Annotated in this window: 11 protein-coding genes and 1 pseudogene; 5 read left to right on the top strand and 7 right to left on the bottom strand. The window is 58.1% G+C overall.

The features are described 5' to 3' along the window. Positions 1–208: 208 nt before the first annotated feature. The 5 genes from So717_RS01995 to So717_RS01975 are packed head-to-tail and all read right to left on the bottom strand — an operon-like array spanning position 209 to position 6,097. Positions 209–1,507: an amidohydrolase family protein gene (locus So717_RS01995; protein WP_159974525.1), complete on the bottom strand. Its 1,299-nt coding sequence runs from the start codon at positions 1,505–1,507 to the stop codon at positions 209–211. Between the two features lie 39 nt (positions 1,508–1,546). Beyond that, complete coding sequence (locus So717_RS01990; RefSeq protein WP_159974884.1) at positions 1,547–2,488, bottom strand: ABC transporter permease; 942 nt, start codon at positions 2,486–2,488, stop codon at positions 1,547–1,549. Continuing rightward, on the bottom strand, positions 2,488–3,552 hold the full coding sequence (locus So717_RS01985; protein WP_238840648.1) for an ABC transporter permease: 1,065 nt from the start codon (positions 3,550–3,552) through the stop codon (positions 2,488–2,490). Before So717_RS01985 ends, So717_RS01990 begins: the two co-directional genes overlap by 1 nt. After that, positions 3,552–5,069, bottom strand: coding sequence for an ABC transporter ATP-binding protein (locus So717_RS01980; protein ID WP_159974523.1), 1,518 nt, complete (start codon positions 5,067–5,069; stop codon positions 3,552–3,554). The genes So717_RS01985 and So717_RS01980 overlap by 1 nt, the downstream gene beginning before the upstream one ends. 38 nt (positions 5,070–5,107) lie before the next feature. Then, positions 5,108–6,097 (bottom strand): BMP family protein, encoded by a 990-nt coding sequence (locus So717_RS01975; protein ID WP_159974522.1) that lies wholly within the window; start codon positions 6,095–6,097, stop codon positions 5,108–5,110. 326 nt (positions 6,098–6,423) lie between these two features. Here So717_RS01975 and So717_RS01970 point away from each other — a divergent pair, with 326 nt between their 5' ends. Together So717_RS01970 and So717_RS01965 are read left to right on the top strand one after the other, a co-directional pair. Then, positions 6,424–7,050, top strand: a complete 627-nt coding sequence (locus So717_RS01970; RefSeq protein ID WP_238840604.1) for a TetR family transcriptional regulator C-terminal domain-containing protein — start codon at positions 6,424–6,426, stop codon at positions 7,048–7,050. 713 nt (positions 7,051–7,763) lie between these two features. Then, positions 7,764–8,249, top strand: a complete 486-nt coding sequence (locus So717_RS01965) for a hypothetical protein (RefSeq protein ID WP_159974521.1) — start codon at positions 7,764–7,766, stop codon at positions 8,247–8,249. On the opposite strand, the gene So717_RS01960 is transcribed toward So717_RS01965, so the two are convergent. After that, positions 8,246–9,292, bottom strand: a complete 1,047-nt coding sequence (locus So717_RS01960) for a hypothetical protein (RefSeq protein ID WP_159974520.1) — start codon at positions 9,290–9,292, stop codon at positions 8,246–8,248. The genes So717_RS01965 and So717_RS01960 overlap by 4 nt on opposite strands. Positions 9,293–9,556: 264 nt before the next feature. Beyond that, positions 9,557–9,912 (bottom strand): annotated as a pseudogene (locus So717_RS22715) (IS110 family transposase); the annotation flags it as partial. A gap of 327 nt (positions 9,913–10,239) precedes the next feature. On the opposite strand from So717_RS22715, the gene So717_RS01950 reads away from it, so the two are divergent. From So717_RS01950 to So717_RS01940, 3 genes are read left to right on the top strand one after another with little or no spacing between them, the layout of a single operon-like run. After that, entirely contained in the window at positions 10,240–10,701 is a 462-nt protein-coding gene (locus So717_RS01950; protein ID WP_159974882.1) for a hypothetical protein, read from the top strand. Between the two features lie 12 nt (positions 10,702–10,713). Continuing rightward, the gene (locus tag So717_RS01945) at positions 10,714–11,565 is read left to right on the top strand and encodes an FAD binding domain-containing protein (RefSeq protein WP_159974519.1); all 852 of its coding nucleotides are present in this window, start codon (positions 10,714–10,716) and stop codon (positions 11,563–11,565) included. After that, positions 11,562–14,534, top strand: coding sequence for a molybdopterin-dependent oxidoreductase (locus tag So717_RS01940; protein WP_159974518.1), 2,973 nt, complete (start codon positions 11,562–11,564; stop codon positions 14,532–14,534). The genes So717_RS01945 and So717_RS01940 overlap by 4 nt, the downstream gene beginning before the upstream one ends. The last annotated feature ends 65 nt before the right edge of the window (positions 14,535–14,599 follow it).

Below are 14,599 nucleotides of genomic sequence, written 5' to 3'. Positions count from 1 at the left end.
GCGGCTAAGGTCGGCGAATGAGCCCAAACTACCGAATGCTGCGCTTTGCCCAAATTGCAGCAAAGCAAAGAAAAGCCGACGTTGGAGCTAACCAAACAATCGCGTCTTAGACGTGGCTTACAATCGTCGAGTGGGCGATTCGTCCAACCGTAGTGGCCGGAGGATTTGAAATTTTTTCAAAGCCTTTGCTCGCCCCAAAAAATGCGGACTAGTTGGCGCTACTTGACTCGCTGATCTGGGCTTCATCCAACGCAAGGGGTGCTCGGTCGGTCAGCGCTAAATTGTACTTAAGTGGAGTCGAATGCGAGACCGGTTGACCGTGCCGGAACACGGCAAGCCGATGCGCGCGCAGGCGGATTGCTTCGATTCTGTCTTTTGCCTGCAGGATCACAAAATTCGCATGGCTCCCTTTGGCAAGGCCGTAACCTTCCAATCCCATGATATGGGCCGAGTTCACCGTCACCGCGTCAAAGCACCAATCCATATCCGCGCGGCTTGACAATTGACCGACATGCAACCCCATGAAGGCCACGTCCAGCATGTCGGCCTTCCCAAGCGAATACCACGGGTCCATGACGCAGTCCGAGCCGAAGCCAACGGTGATGCCCGCGTCTCGCAGTTCGCGCACGCGGGTTTGGCCCCGACGTTTGGGATAGCTGTCGTGACGGCCCTGCAACATGATGTTGATCAACGGGTTCGGAATTGCATGAACACCCGCTTCGACCATGAGCGGGATCAGCTTGGAGACATAATAGTTGTCCATGGAATGCATTGAGGTCAGGTGAGACCCCGCCACGCGCCCCTGCAAACCCAATCGCTGGGTCTCGAAAGCAAGGGTTTCGATGTGGCGGCTTGAGGGATCGTCGCTTTCATCACAATGCATATCCACCATCAGCCCCCGTTCGGCGGCGATTTCACACAGCAGACGAACGCTTTCGGCCCCATCTGCCATAGTCCGTTCAAAATGCGGGATGCCCCCCACCACATCGACGCCCATATCCAAGGCGCGAATGGTATTTTCCATCGCGGTCGGATCGCGCAATACGCCGTCTTGCGGGAAAGCAACCAGTTGCAGGTCTATGTAATTCTTGACCTTTTCACGCACCTCCAGAAGGGCTTCAACGCCCTTCAACTCATCATCGCAGGTGTCCACGTGGCTGCGGATCGCACCGATGCCCTTGGCAATCGCCAGATCACAATAGCGCATGGCGCGTTCGACGATATCTTCGACCGACTGGATCGGCTTCAACTCGCCCCAAAGCGCGATTCCTTCCAGCAGCGTCCCGGAAACATTCATGCGCGGGGTGCCGAGAGACAACGTGGCGTCCATGTGGAAATGGGGATCAACGAAGGGCGGTGAGACGAGATAACCTTGGGCGTCGATCACCTCTTTCGCCTCGGCGGTGATACCGGCTTCGACTGCTGCGATCTTTCCGTCCCTGCACGCGATATCCACACCGGTTTGTCCGTCATGTGTCGTTGCATTCTTGACGATCAGGTCAAACATTGCGTGTCTCCGTTTACTTTGGCATTCAGATCGGTTGCGCTATCGCTGGCCCTTGAACCAGGGGGTCAGCAAAGCGCGTGGATAGTCCGCAGATCGGGCGGCTATGACAAGGGCGATGATGGACAGGATATAGGGTGCCATCAGGAAAACCTGCCCCGGCACCAGCGCGCCCATCTCGGTTTGCAAACGGACCTGCAAGGCATCGAATGCGCCGAACAACAACGCACCCAGCAGCGCCTTGCCCGGTCGCCAACTGGCGAAAATGACCAGAGCGATGCAGACCCAACCACGCCCGTTGACCATGCCAAAGAAGAAGGCGTCAAAGGCGCTCATCGTCAGGAAGGCTCCGCCAAGGGCCATCAAGGCCGACCCCGCCACGATTGCGCCCATACGCAACCCATAGACCGAAAGTCCTTGCGCATCGACGCTGTCGGGGTTGTCGCCAACCGCCTTGATGGCCACGCCAAGCGCCGTGCGGTTCATCACGTACCAGACCAGGCCCACCATCAAAAGCGCAAGCCATGTCAACGCTGTCTGCTGGAACAGGACCGGGCCAAGAAACGGCAGATCGGACAGCACAGGGATATCCAAAGCCTGAAACGGTTCGATGCGCGGCGGCGAGGACACGTTCGGAAGCGCGGTGCGGTATGTGTAATAGCTGACAGACGTGGCAAAGAGCGTGATACCAAGCCCCGACACGTGCTGCGACAACCCAAGCGGGACCGTCAATATGGCATGGAGCAGACCAAAGAACGCCCCCGCCAAAGCGGCGAACAGAACGCCGCCCCACAGCCCTGCGCCCAGCCAGACCGCCATCCAGCCGCACATGGCGCCCACAACAAAAATGCCTTCGATCCCAAGGTTCAAAACGCCTGCGCGTTCACAGATCAGCGCGCCCAGAACGCCAAAGATCAGCGGCGTCGCAATCCTGAGCGAGGCTGCCCAGAAACTGTCGCTCAGCAATATGTTCAGCAGGTCCATCATGCTTTGGCCGCCCTGGTGCGCAAAATGCGGTACCTCGCCAGAAAACCGCCGACCAGTACGCAAAGAAGGGACATCGAAACAACAAGGTCTGCCAGGAACGACGACACGCCCATCGCCCGGCTCATACTGTCGGCCCCGACGAAAACCGATGCAATGAACAGCGCCGCGATGACCACACCCACCGGCGACAGCCCCGCCAGCATGGCGACAACGATGCCGGTGTATCCGAACCCCGGCGACAGGTCCGAGGTCAGATACCCCTTCAGGCCAGCCACTTCGCTCACACCCGCCAAACCGGCCAAAGCACCTGAAATCGCCGCAACCACGAACAAGGACCGTCGCACATTTATTCCGGCGTGGCGTGCGGCCGCCGTGTTTTCACCAACCGCGCGCAGTTTGAAGCCCCAGACCGACCGCGCCAGCATGAACTGCGCAATCGCCGCCAGCACAAGCGCCAGGATCAGCCCCGAATGCACCCGCATCCGGTCCATCAGCGGCGGCAGCATCCCCTGATCCAGAACAGGTGCGGATTGAGGCCAGCCAAGGCCCATCGGATCCTGCAACGGACCCTCCAGCATCATCTGCAGAAAGATCAGGATGATGAAATTGAGAAGAAGCGTTGTGACAACCTCGTCCGCACCAAACCGCACTTTCAGATAGGTCGGGGCCATCATGCCAACGGCGCCGGCGGCGGCTCCGAGAAAGATGATCAGCGGCAACAGAAGCAGACCCGAAATATCAAGGAAACCGGACCCGATGCCCACAGCCGCCATGGCGCCCAGATACAGTTGCCCCTCGGCACCGATGTTCCACAGCTTGGCGCGGAAAGCCAAAGCGGCGGCAAGCCCGGTAAAGATCAATGGTGTGGCGCGTGTCAGCATTTCTGACACCGCAAAAACGGAACCAAAGACGCCTTTGATCATTTCGCCATAGGCCACCAGCGGATTGGCACCTGCCGCCAAAAGCGGGATTGCCGCAAAAGCCAAAGAAATCACCGCAGATAGCACCGGTATCCCGACGGCGAAGGCACGGGACGGGCTTTCGCGTGGTTCAATGCGGATCATGCTGGTTCCCCCGCCATCATCAGACCGATCTTTTCCCGGTCGTGGCTGCCCGCCTCAACCAGATTGCCATCGCGGATCACCACGACACGGTCCGCAAGACCCAGGATTTCGTCCAGGTCTTCGGAAATCAAAACCACACCCGCCCCGCGCGCGCGGGCCTCCAGCAGGCGGCGTCCAACTTCTGCCGCGGCCCCCATGTCCAAACCGCGCGTCGGCTGGTTTGCCAGGATCAGCCGGGGCCCGCGTTCGAAGACGCGCGCAAGGATCAGTTTCTGGATATTCCCGCCTGACAGCAGGCGCGACGGCGCGGTCACGCCCGGTCCCCGCACGTCATAGGCTTTGGCAAGTTTCTCGGCATTGGCCTGAATGGCGTCGCGCTTCAGCAAACCGCGGGACTGGATGGCCGGGTCGTCCAGCCGTTCTATCACCATGTTCTCGGCCACACTCATGGCACCGACAATGCCTTCGTGATGGCGGTCTTCCGGAATGCGCCCGACACCGGCCCTGACCATTGCGCCCGGGCCTGGCCTGGTCACGAGCGTGTCATTGACCGAAAGACTTCCCCCTTCAGGCTGTGCAAGGCCGGAAATCACATTGGCCAGCCCGCTTTGTCCGTTTCCGGAAATCCCGGCGACCCCAAGGATTTCATGCGCATGCACCGTCAGATTGACGCCCTTCAGCCTGTCACGCTGTGAACGCCCACCGACCGACACGTTCGACAATTTCAGTATCGGCATGCCGGGGGCCATATCCCGGCGGGCCACCTTTGGTGTATCCGCCCCGACCATCATACGGGCGATGGCCTTTTCATCCGCCTCCGCCGTCGCCATCTCGCCCACTTTCTTGCCGTGGCGAAGAACAGCGATGCGGTCGGAAAACGCCAGAACCTCGCGCAGTTTGTGGCTGATGAAGATGACCGACAACCCGTCCTTGGTCATCGCCTTGATGTTCTCGAACAGCGTGTCCGCTTCTTGCGGCGTCAAAACCGCCGTCGGTTCATCCAGCACCAGAATACGGGCATCCCGGTACAATGCTTTCAGGATCTCCACCCGCTGACGTTCCCCGACCGAAAGCCGACCCACAGGGACGTTCAGGGGTGCGCTCAGCCCGCTGCGTTCAATGATGCCTTCGATCTTAGCGCGCGCTGAACGCCGGTCACGTTTCAGGGCCAAAAGCGGCTCAGACCCAAGGGTGATATTGTCCAGCGCATTGATGTTTTCAGCCAGCGCAAAGTGTTGATGCACCATACCCACACCGGCAGCAAGCGCGGCCTGTGGATGGCCCAGCGGCAACGGGTGAAGCGTGCCGGTTTCGTCAGCCACCTCGACTCGTCCTGCGTCCGGCAAGTAATGCCCGAACAGCATATTCATCAGCGTGGTTTTCCCTGCGCCGTTTTCACCCAGAAGGGCAAGCACTTCGCCTTTTGCAAGGGTCAGGCTGACATTGTCATTGGCAATCACCGAGCCAAAGCACTTGCTGAGGCCGATAAGCCGGAGAGCTGTCAATTCTGCCATGGAAAAACGGGCTGGCGCAGCTGCCAGCCCGAAAGTCGTCAGTTGTCGGATACCGGACGGTCATCGTTCACGTTCACACGGAAGAGACCACCCAGAATTTCAGCTTCACGTTCTTTGACGGCAGCTGCGGTATCTGCCGATACAAGGCTTTCGTCCATGACAAGCGACCCGCCGCCATAGGCCATGAAGCTGTATTGGCCATAATCGGCGGCTTCGAAGGCGCCACTGGCCACATTCGCCACAGCCTTGTCGATGGTCGCTTCCATGTGCCAAAGCGCCGAGGCCATGATCGTGCCGGGATAGTCGCCAGAGGTGTCGATCACGTTGCCGATGGCCTTCACCCCGCGCTCAACCGCGGCGTCGGACACGCCAAAGCGTTCGGCGTACATGACGTCAGCGCCTGCATCCATCATCGCAAATGCACTTTCCTTGGCCTTTGGCGGATCATACCAGCTGTCGATGAAGTTCACGATGAATTTCACATCCGGGTTCACTTCGCGTGCACCGTCCATGAAGGCATGCATCAACCGGTTCACTTCGGGGATGGCATAGCCACCGACCATGCCGATCACATTGGACTCGGTCGCGGCCCCGGCGACCATGCCGGACAGGTAGGACGGTTCGTGAATCCAGTTGTCAAACACCGAAAAGTTGGGCGCGACGGAACCAAAAGACGACCCCATAAGGAACGCTGTTTCCGGGTAATCTTTCGCCACTTTGCGCGCGGCGCGTTCCAACCCAAAAACTTCGCCGACGATCAATTGCTGGCCGGCTTCCGCATATTCGCGCATCACGCGCTCATAGTCGGTGTTGGCGACATTCTCTGAGAACACATACTCTATGTCACCCCGCTCGGCGGCGGTGTTCAGCGCAAGGTGAATCCGGCTGATCCATTGCTGTTCCACGGGCAGCGTGTAGATCGCCGCGACCTTGACCTTTTCTGCGGCGGCGACTCCTGCCGCTAAAAGAGTCGATCCTGCGACCATGGCGGCAAGCAACGCCCTTTTCGCTACCATTATTTTTGACATGTTATCCTCTCCTGTTCGGCTTTTTTGTGTGTTCGTATATGCGTGGTGTGATCATTGCGCTCGGCTGGCTGGCGCCGCCCCGTTACACCGCGTCAGGCCCGCGTTTTCCAATGCGGGTCGATTGTACGTTTGTTGGCAGTGTCTTCCGCTCCCCACCAATGCCATGTGCGCGAATGCTGAAAACATTTACCTGCCCGGTCAAGAATTATCTGCACGATCGTGCAGAAAGTTTCCAAATCGGTTCGGGCTTGATAGTCTGATTGGCATCGGATGTTCAAAACGGCCCGTCCTTCGGCGCGACGTACCGTTCAGAGGATTGCATCAGCGTGAACAAGCAAAGCAGCGGAATACAGATCCGTCATCGCGAAGAAACAAGGGCGCAGATTCAGCAGGCCGCTGAACGCGTCTTTGCCGATTATGGCTATGTTGGCGCGTCATTCAGCCGGATCGCCGCTGAAGCCGGCCTGCCGAAATCCAACATCGTCTATTACTATCAGACCAAGGAAAAACTGTACCGGAATGTGGTCGAAAATATCTTCAATGTCTGGCGCGAGGCGGCGGACGTCCTGTCGCCAGAACGCGACCCGATGAACGCTCTGGGTGACTATATCGAAACCAAGCTCGAATTGGCTCGCACGCGCCCGCATGGCTCCAAAGTCTGGGCAAACGAGATCATTCAGCGCGCGCCCGTTGTGCAGGACTACTTGGAAGGCGAGCTGCGCCAATGGACCGATGATCGGATAGCGGTGATCGAATACTGGATCGCCCAAAAGCAGATCAGGCCCGTCAGCGCGCGACATCTGCTTTATGCAATTTGGGCGACCACGCAGCACTACGCAGACTTCAAACACCAAATCAGAACGTTGAACGACGATCTGGAACTGACAAACCAACAGTGGGAAGACACCAAACGCTCGCTTCGGGAAATCTTGCTGGAAGGCGTAAAGCTCTGATCTGGTCGAAATCTTCAAATTGGCGGTACTGGTGATCGCGCCTGCTAGGAAGGGGGTCAGTGCAGCCCAACGGCAACGTACCTTAGTGTCAGTTTGAGAAGAATCCCAGGTCGAGTGTCACGTGCTAGCATCTTTGCAGCCGTTGAAAATGACCGATTTACGCGCCAAGGACGCTTCTGTCTTTGGTCTAGTAGCCTCCAAAAGGAGACCTCGGTGAGGCAACGCTCAAAGTCGGCTTCTCTAATCGGGCGTTTGGGTCAAGTTCATTTCATCGTTTCATCTCCGTCTTGTTGAGATCGTTGTCTCTCATCCGGGTTACGCTTCTCTTCGCAGTCATTGGTGGCCCGGTTCGGTTGGACCGCTGCATGCATGTGTCGGATAGGATGTGGGGCGCCCCGCTTCGTCTCGCGCTTGATGTCACAGCAGACATATTAGGCGTCACCCACAGACCTCGTCCGGTAGGCATGTGCCTCCTGGCTCTTGATGAAGACCTTGCTATACCAGCCTGATCGCAGGACTTGGGCGATCCCTCGGGCATCCGTCTTGTCGGTTTGGTTCCGCATTGCTGACAGCACCGCATTCACCTGGCGCGCTTCCATACACACCACATCGAAGTCAGCGGCCCGCAGGCGCCTCCTTCGAACCATCAAAGGGGCCGACACGGCCGCGCAACTCGCGGATGATCTGTCTGCCATTTACGGTGAGATCGGCTGATGGGATCTCATCCCCAGAGCCCAGGCAGCTTTTCAACGGCGACCCAAGTGGCCGCGACGCAGCCCAATACGCCGGTGGCGGAGATCTGCGAGCCCTGCGCGTCCCGCTTCCGTGTTGAGGCTCACTATGACGACCCATGGAAGACCCCGATCACGCTGGCGCCTTTGCGGGTGCAGTACCAGGAGGGCGCGGTGATCTCGGAGGGAGGCCGAACCCGCGCTCTGGCGACCTTTGGCCTGCAGGATGGTGAGCAGATCCAAAGTGTGCTGCCTGAAGTCGGTGCTTACGATGATCGCGCACCTGAACCTGGTGCCATCACGGCACAGCTTATCCCCGAAGATGCCGGCGACCCGGCAGCATTGGAAGAGCAGATTGTCGGGGAACTGGCTGCGTTTGCGCAGACAATGGAAACGGCCATGCAGCCGTGGATCATCCAATGGGAATCCCACGCGTCCAAAGTGGTGCCAGTCAATGCTCTAGCCTAGGAATAGCTGGGCATAAGGCGGAAAGCGACCCGCCTTAGCCTCCCAAGCCAGCGCGACCGGACAACCCTGACTCTAAGGATCTCGCGCCACAGAGCGGTTCGCATTTCTTTCCTGAGGCTTTCAGGGATGTCTTCGATCTCAAGAGTGGAGTATGTGCGGGTCACTGCCTTCACCTCTCCAAAAAATGCTGAATGGTCGTTGCAGTATCTCGCAATAGATCGCTCAAAGTGACTTTGCCAACCGCCGAACATGGAAGGATCCAGCGTCACTTCTGCACGCGTGTTGTCCAACATGGAGCGCAGCTTTTCTGCCAAGATGGGATTTCTCAGAAGCAAGCCGCCAACTATCGGCGTCTGCGCGAAGATGCGGGGCCGGGCGCCTCCGTTTCCAAGGCGAACGCGCATAGGACTTAGGGCGTCTGCAACGCCCCCGCCCCGGATGCCGTTGAAGAGACGCAACATGTCTATGTCAACCTTCACAGAGGATGTGTTGACACGGGTCTCTCCCCCGTCAGGCACGCCGCACGCTTCTGATAGCGCGGCAATGATCCCACCGTCTGATACTACTTTGTCGAAGGAAATCGGCACTATGTCGTTAAAGCCTGCTTCCTCTGCGGCGACAATCACCTTGTCAAACTCAATCCATGCCCGTTGGGGTGTATTGTCGTCAATGCGCGTCATGAAGCTGCAGAATGATTCCGCATCGCGCATCTTGGCATTCTGGACCCATCGTGAGTGCAAGTAGCCACACCAGTGCCGGAACGTAATCACAAATCTCGGATCGTGGTTTTCCGTGAATACCTTGAGGTCAGAGGGCGGCGCAACTGAAAGCCCCTCATGAGAGAAAACAAGCACCTCTACTCCGTCCTGTTCCGCCTCTTGGATTTTAGCAGATATCCAGCTTTTATTCAAAAAGCCGCCTGAAAAGAATTCCTTAGCTTCTGGCCCAAATGATCGGACACCTGGTGCGTTCATTCGGCGCAGGTTTTCCTGAAAAGATGATGTGCCGGTTTTGTGCATCCCTGCGTGTATTGCAATCTTCATATTCACCCTATCCGTGTATTTATTTGATTTTTTTACATAATTTTTGGAATCATCTTTAGTTGGAAATCAATCGGCAATCTATTGCCTATCTTTAGAAATGACGTTTTTTTTTAACTCTGTATGTCTGTGATCGATAAGTTGATGTGGTCAGGTCCGGCGCGGGAGGTCAGATGTTCGCGCCGGGTCATCCTCCTATTTGATTTGACAAAAAAGCGGCATTCCAAGTCTCAAGATTGGCTTCTTGGGTTTGTTCGACACGCTCAGATGGCCTGAGAGAATGGCCTGCTGATCCTCAGTCTTGATCTCGAAAAGGCGCATGGTCGGGCGTCGAACTGCTTCGCAGATCGCCTCAGCATCCACAGCGTCGTTCTTGCCCCGCTTCACGCAGGGTTTGACCTAGCCGGCGGGCAGGCGCTTCACATCATGCCCAAGCTGGCGACCCCAATGGTGGGATGATCCGCATGCTTCCATGCCGATGATACAGGGCGGAAACGTCTCAAATAATGCCAGCAGCTTCGCACGCTTGATAGCTTTGTTGAAGATAGCGCAGCCGTTCTCCGAAATACCGTGCACTTGAAAACATCCCTGACCAGATCAAGGCCGAGGGTCATTACTGTCATTGGGGCGCTGCTTTCCTGGCAGTCCCTGAAAACTGCACCTTGGCACATTCGATGCCGGTAGATCAGGAGCCACCCAGCTCATCCGCAATCTTCATCTTGATCAAATGCCTCCACACGGCCTAACATGACACCAGTTATTTCTTGGGTATGCGTCGTATCTCTTCCACAAGACCTGTGGGTTAAACCTAGATGCGATACGGATGCTGCCCTTCCATAGTGTTCTGTTGCTTGCCTCGATTTCGAATGGTCTCGCCTTTATTCTAATCCACCGGACGAGACACCGCCTGCTTCCGCAACAGAGCTTCCGGCATCGGGATGCAACACGGCATGAATACGCGCGTCAAAGAGTGGCTGGGTCTGTCCAGAGAACAGCTGGACCAGATTTACAAGCAAGCGTCAGCCGGAACGATCCCGAGCGGTGACACACGCGGGACGGCAATACTCACGGGGTCATTGTTATCAAAGTCATTCGCGGCCTTCGTCCGGCTCTTCGCTTGGCAGGGAAAGGTCTTTGATCTCATGCCGCCACGCCATGAAACCGGCATACTCATTAACAAGATTACGCCTCTCAGCCTCACCTTTGTCATCGCCAAGGTCTACAAGCAGGCCAGTTGGATCGATGAGAAAGAAACGATTGTTATCGATTACTCAAGAACGTCGTTTTTCGCCAAAAAGATAAGGGACGAAATACGTGAAATAGAGCCTGGCCTTTACCTCGGGAAGGTCTGGTGGGGGAAAACCAGAATTCTGGACTTCGCCTTGGTCGACAAGGCGAGGGTTCAGGATTAGGCCGAGGGTCACATGGACTACGTGCGCGTCAGCTCGGTGGAAGCAGCCATGGAATGGATCGGCAAGGGCGCAACGCCGCTTGCAGGCGGGACAATCATCGTCCCGGAGATGACCTTGCGCGCCAATGCGCCGGAGGCTCTGGTCGATATCTCGGACATCGCCGACTTGCGCGCCTTCCACTGCACGCAAGACTTCGCAGAGCTGGGTGCCATGGTATCGGTCGACTGGATCGCGCGGGCACCGGACACAAACACGTATCTCCCTGGATTGAGCGCTGCGGCCAGCCATCTGGGGACGCCACAGGTCAGACGGTCGGCCACCTTGGGCGGCAGTCTGTCAGCGGGTCTTGCTGGGGCCGGGTCACCCGGCGAATTCGCCAGCGCGTTCGATCTGGCGACCACATTGCTGGCGTGCGGCGCGGAGGTTGTCTTGGAGAGTGCGCAAGGCAGTGAGCGCCGCGCCATGGATGAGCTCTTCGCGACGGGGCTGCCGGAGGCAAGTCTGATCAGGAAGGTAGAGATCCGCATGCCGCCCGGCTACCGCTCGGCCTATCGCAAATTCGCGTGGCGCAAGAGCGCTGGCAAAACCATCGTGAACATCGCGGTTTCCCTTGTATTGGAGAATGGCAGGGCCAGACAGCCGCGGATCGCAGTCGGAGGCAACACTTTCGCCATACGCCGCCTGACCGCGGTCGAAGCTCTTCTTGACCAGGAGGTTTTGACGGATGCCCTGATCGTGAAAGCCGCCAATACTGCCATCGAAGAGAATGGTGGCGCGTCGGTGGAGACTGATATCTCAAGCTACAAGCGCAGTCTGATCAGGGCCGGTCTCAGCGACGTTCTGGAAAAGGCTTCGTTCGCGTGACGGAGGATAACCCAAACCGGATCACCATTGATGTGACAGTCAATGCAGAGCCAAAGACGCTCTCGATACCGGTTGAGACGACCCTTCAGAAACTGTTGCATCACGACCTGGGCCTGAAGGACGTCCGCTTCGGCTGCGGCGAAGGCGTTTGCGGGGCCTGCACCGTTTTGGTTGATGGGGCACCCGTGTGTTCCTGCCTCACCCTCGCTGTTCAAATGTCTGGAAAGCGGATTACCACTGCAGCGGGGCTGGAGCACGACCCGGTGGCCGTGGATGCAGATAAGGTGAAGGCGTTAAAGGATCAACTCGTGACGCGAGAGGCGTTTCAATGCGGGTATTGCGCCTGCGGGGTCATGGTCTCTGCCGCGCATCATGTCTCGGGCGACCCTTCGCTGACACATGCCGACGCCCGGCGCGCGCTGTCTGGAAATATCTGCCGCTGTTCGGGCTATGACCCGCTGGTCAAATCCCTGGAGGCGGCCCGGGAGGGTACCAGCGCAGCAGAGTGCGATGCCGGACAACGCGACCTTCGCGATCGCATGGAAGGCATCAGCCGCTATCCCACGGATACGTGGAAACAGGAGGCGCTCGTGGCCAAGGTTCTCTGGAGCGAGTGGCCGGCTGCCGACATCCTGAGCATAGACACGTCGGAAGCCAAGGCCCTCCCAGGGGTCGAAGCTGTGCTCACCCACACTGACATTCCCGGTAAGAACCAGGGCGGCAACGGGATCATCGACAACGATGAGCCTTTTCTGGCATCCGGGCGTGTCCGGTCCCGTTCGGACGCCATTGCGCTGGTTGCCGCACAGTCCGAAGCCATCGCCATGGACGCGGTGGCAAGGATCAAGGTCGTGTATCGTCCGCGCGCTGCCGTCACTGACGCGCGGAACGCTCTGGAGTCGTCTGCGCCGCGTGTTCATCCGAATAAGAGCAACATCATTGCTGATCTCAGAACCGAGCATGGGGACGCTGAGGAGGCGCTCAAGAAGGCCGATCTTGTTGTCAGTGGACGGTTCGGCTGTGGCAACAGCGATCATAGTTGCATTGAGCCGGAAGGGGGAAGCGCGTGGATGGAGGACGGCACGCTCGTTCTTGCTGTCCCGACGCAAACGCCGCACCGCGTTCGCCGCTTTGTCGCAAGACTGTTGTCGCGTGAGGAAACATCTGTACGGGTGGTCGCGCCGCGCATGGGCGGCTCCTTCGGCAAGTACCTTATGACACATACCGAGGGCTATCTGGCGCTGCTGGCCGAAAAGACGGGCCAGCCGGTCAGACTTGTCCTCAACCGGGCGGAGATGCTTGGACGCAGCTCCAAGAGGCACTTTTTCACAGGCGATTATACCCTCGGTGCGATGAAAGATGGCCGGATCGTCGCCCTGAAAGCGGACTTGCTTGCAGATGCCGGAGCGTATTCAGCCCTCACGCCCACGATTGTTTCGCTTCTGGCGGTTGAAGCGGAGGGCGCTTATGACATCCAGAATGTGAGCGTTTGGGCGCGCGGTGTCGTCACCAACAACCTGGTGGCTGCGCCGATGCGGGGCTATGGCTCGCAACAGGTGACCTTTGGCATAGAAGCCATAGTGGACAAGGCCGCCAGAGCCCTGGATCTCGACCCGGTGGCCATGCGCAAGACGAACTTCCTGTCGCGCCACATAGAGGGAACCGGCACCAAACGGGCTGCACCTGAAGTCCGGCAGGTCTTGTCTGCCACGATGGACATGGTGATCAAACGCCTTGGCGACCGACCCGACCCCCCATCGAAAAACTGGCGTATCGGCCGCGGGTTTGCTGCGACGCATGCAAAATACGGCTATCCCTATGGTTTGGTGGACCGCTTTGTGGCCAGGATAGCCGTTGATGGCGCAGGGACGTGGCACATCGGTTCGGACATCGGAGATGCCGGGACAGGCTTCACGCGGGGCCTGCCCCGGCTCGTCATGGAGCGATTCAAGCTGTCTCGGATGCCCGTCTACGCCGTGGATCAGGCAGCGATTGATGATCCAACCGGAGATCTGATGTCCTCGGGACGCGCTCCGGGGCGGTGGCGCGCGCGGGGATTTCGGCTCATCGAACGCCTGCAAATGTCGGGTGCGAAGGTGCTGCGCGACGACAAGCCGCTGATGCAGGTGCTCCGCCGACTGGGGCTGGCCAGCCCAATTTTCCGCGCGGCGAATGGTACGACGGCGTGGGTCAAGAACCGGCATTTCCCCTTCGGCATCGACAGTTATCTGCCCCGGGTCAGCGGCAGCCGCAGCTATTACATGGGAGGTCGAGCGGTGCTGGACGCCGTTGACCGCATTCAGACCACGGGCAGACAATTGGCGGCCCGGTCGCTTGGCGTCAGCCCCGAAGAGGTGATGGTGATCAAGGATGGGTTTGCCGTCACTGAGGCACCGTCAAAGACAATTTCCTGGGCGGCTCTGGCATCATCCCATCAGACTGGACAGATCGCCGCAGTTGGAGAAGCACATTTGCCACGGGGCCGCATATTGAGCGCAACCGGCAACCAGGTTGGCCCGGTGGATTTCATGCATGCCAGCCACGGGTGCGATCTGGCCGTCAATCCAGAGACCGGGGAGGTTCGAATCCTCAACTATGCAGCCTGCCATGATGTTGGAAAGATCCATGACGAGCATATCATCCGAGGCCAGCTTGTCGGCGGTATCGCGATGGGGATTGGTCAGGCTCTGTTTGAAAAGGTGGAAGTTGTCGAAGGGATTGTGCGCAATCAAGGCATGCATGAATATGGCGTCCCGACGAGCCTCGACATTCCGAAAGATGTTACCGTTGATCTACTCGAGTCCGGCGATGGCCTCGGACCTCGTGGTGCAAAGGGCGTCGGCGAAGCAGGCGCCGTGGTTTCACCGAGCGCCATTGTGAGTGCGCTCAACGATGCTCTCGGTGTCGAGATTGAGAGTATTCCCGTTATGCCAGAAAAAATTGTCGCCCTGAGCGGGCGAATAAACTAGAATACGTCCAAAGCAGGCTGCCAATTTAAGCTGACTGCTGTCGCATTTTTTTAGCTTATTCAGGG

This window comes from Roseobacter cerasinus (assembly GCF_009811755.1).
Lineage (GTDB): Bacteria > Pseudomonadota > Alphaproteobacteria > Rhodobacterales > Rhodobacteraceae > Roseobacter > Roseobacter cerasinus.
This window is presented reverse-complemented; position numbering and strand designations above follow the sequence as displayed.

Coding starts and splice junctions, on each gene's coding strand:
- So717_RS01965 (WP_159974521.1), top strand. CDS start 7,764: ATGGGATCTCATCCCCAGAGCCCAGGCAGCTTTTCAACGGCGACCCAA.
- So717_RS01960 (WP_159974520.1), bottom strand. CDS start 9,292: ATGAAGATTGCAATACACGCAGGGATGCACAAAACCGGCACATCATCT.
- So717_RS01950 (WP_159974882.1), top strand. CDS start 10,240: ATGAATACGCGCGTCAAAGAGTGGCTGGGTCTGTCCAGAGAACAGCTG.
- So717_RS01945 (WP_159974519.1), top strand. CDS start 10,714: ATGGACTACGTGCGCGTCAGCTCGGTGGAAGCAGCCATGGAATGGATC.
- So717_RS01980 (WP_159974523.1), bottom strand. CDS start 5,069: ATGGCAGAATTGACAGCTCTCCGGCTTATCGGCCTCAGCAAGTGCTTT.
- So717_RS01990 (WP_159974884.1), bottom strand. CDS start 2,488: ATGGACCTGCTGAACATATTGCTGAGCGACAGTTTCTGGGCAGCCTCG.
- So717_RS01975 (WP_159974522.1), bottom strand. CDS start 6,097: ATGTCAAAAATAATGGTAGCGAAAAGGGCGTTGCTTGCCGCCATGGTC.
- So717_RS01995 (WP_159974525.1), bottom strand. CDS start 1,507: ATGTTTGACCTGATCGTCAAGAATGCAACGACACATGACGGACAAACC.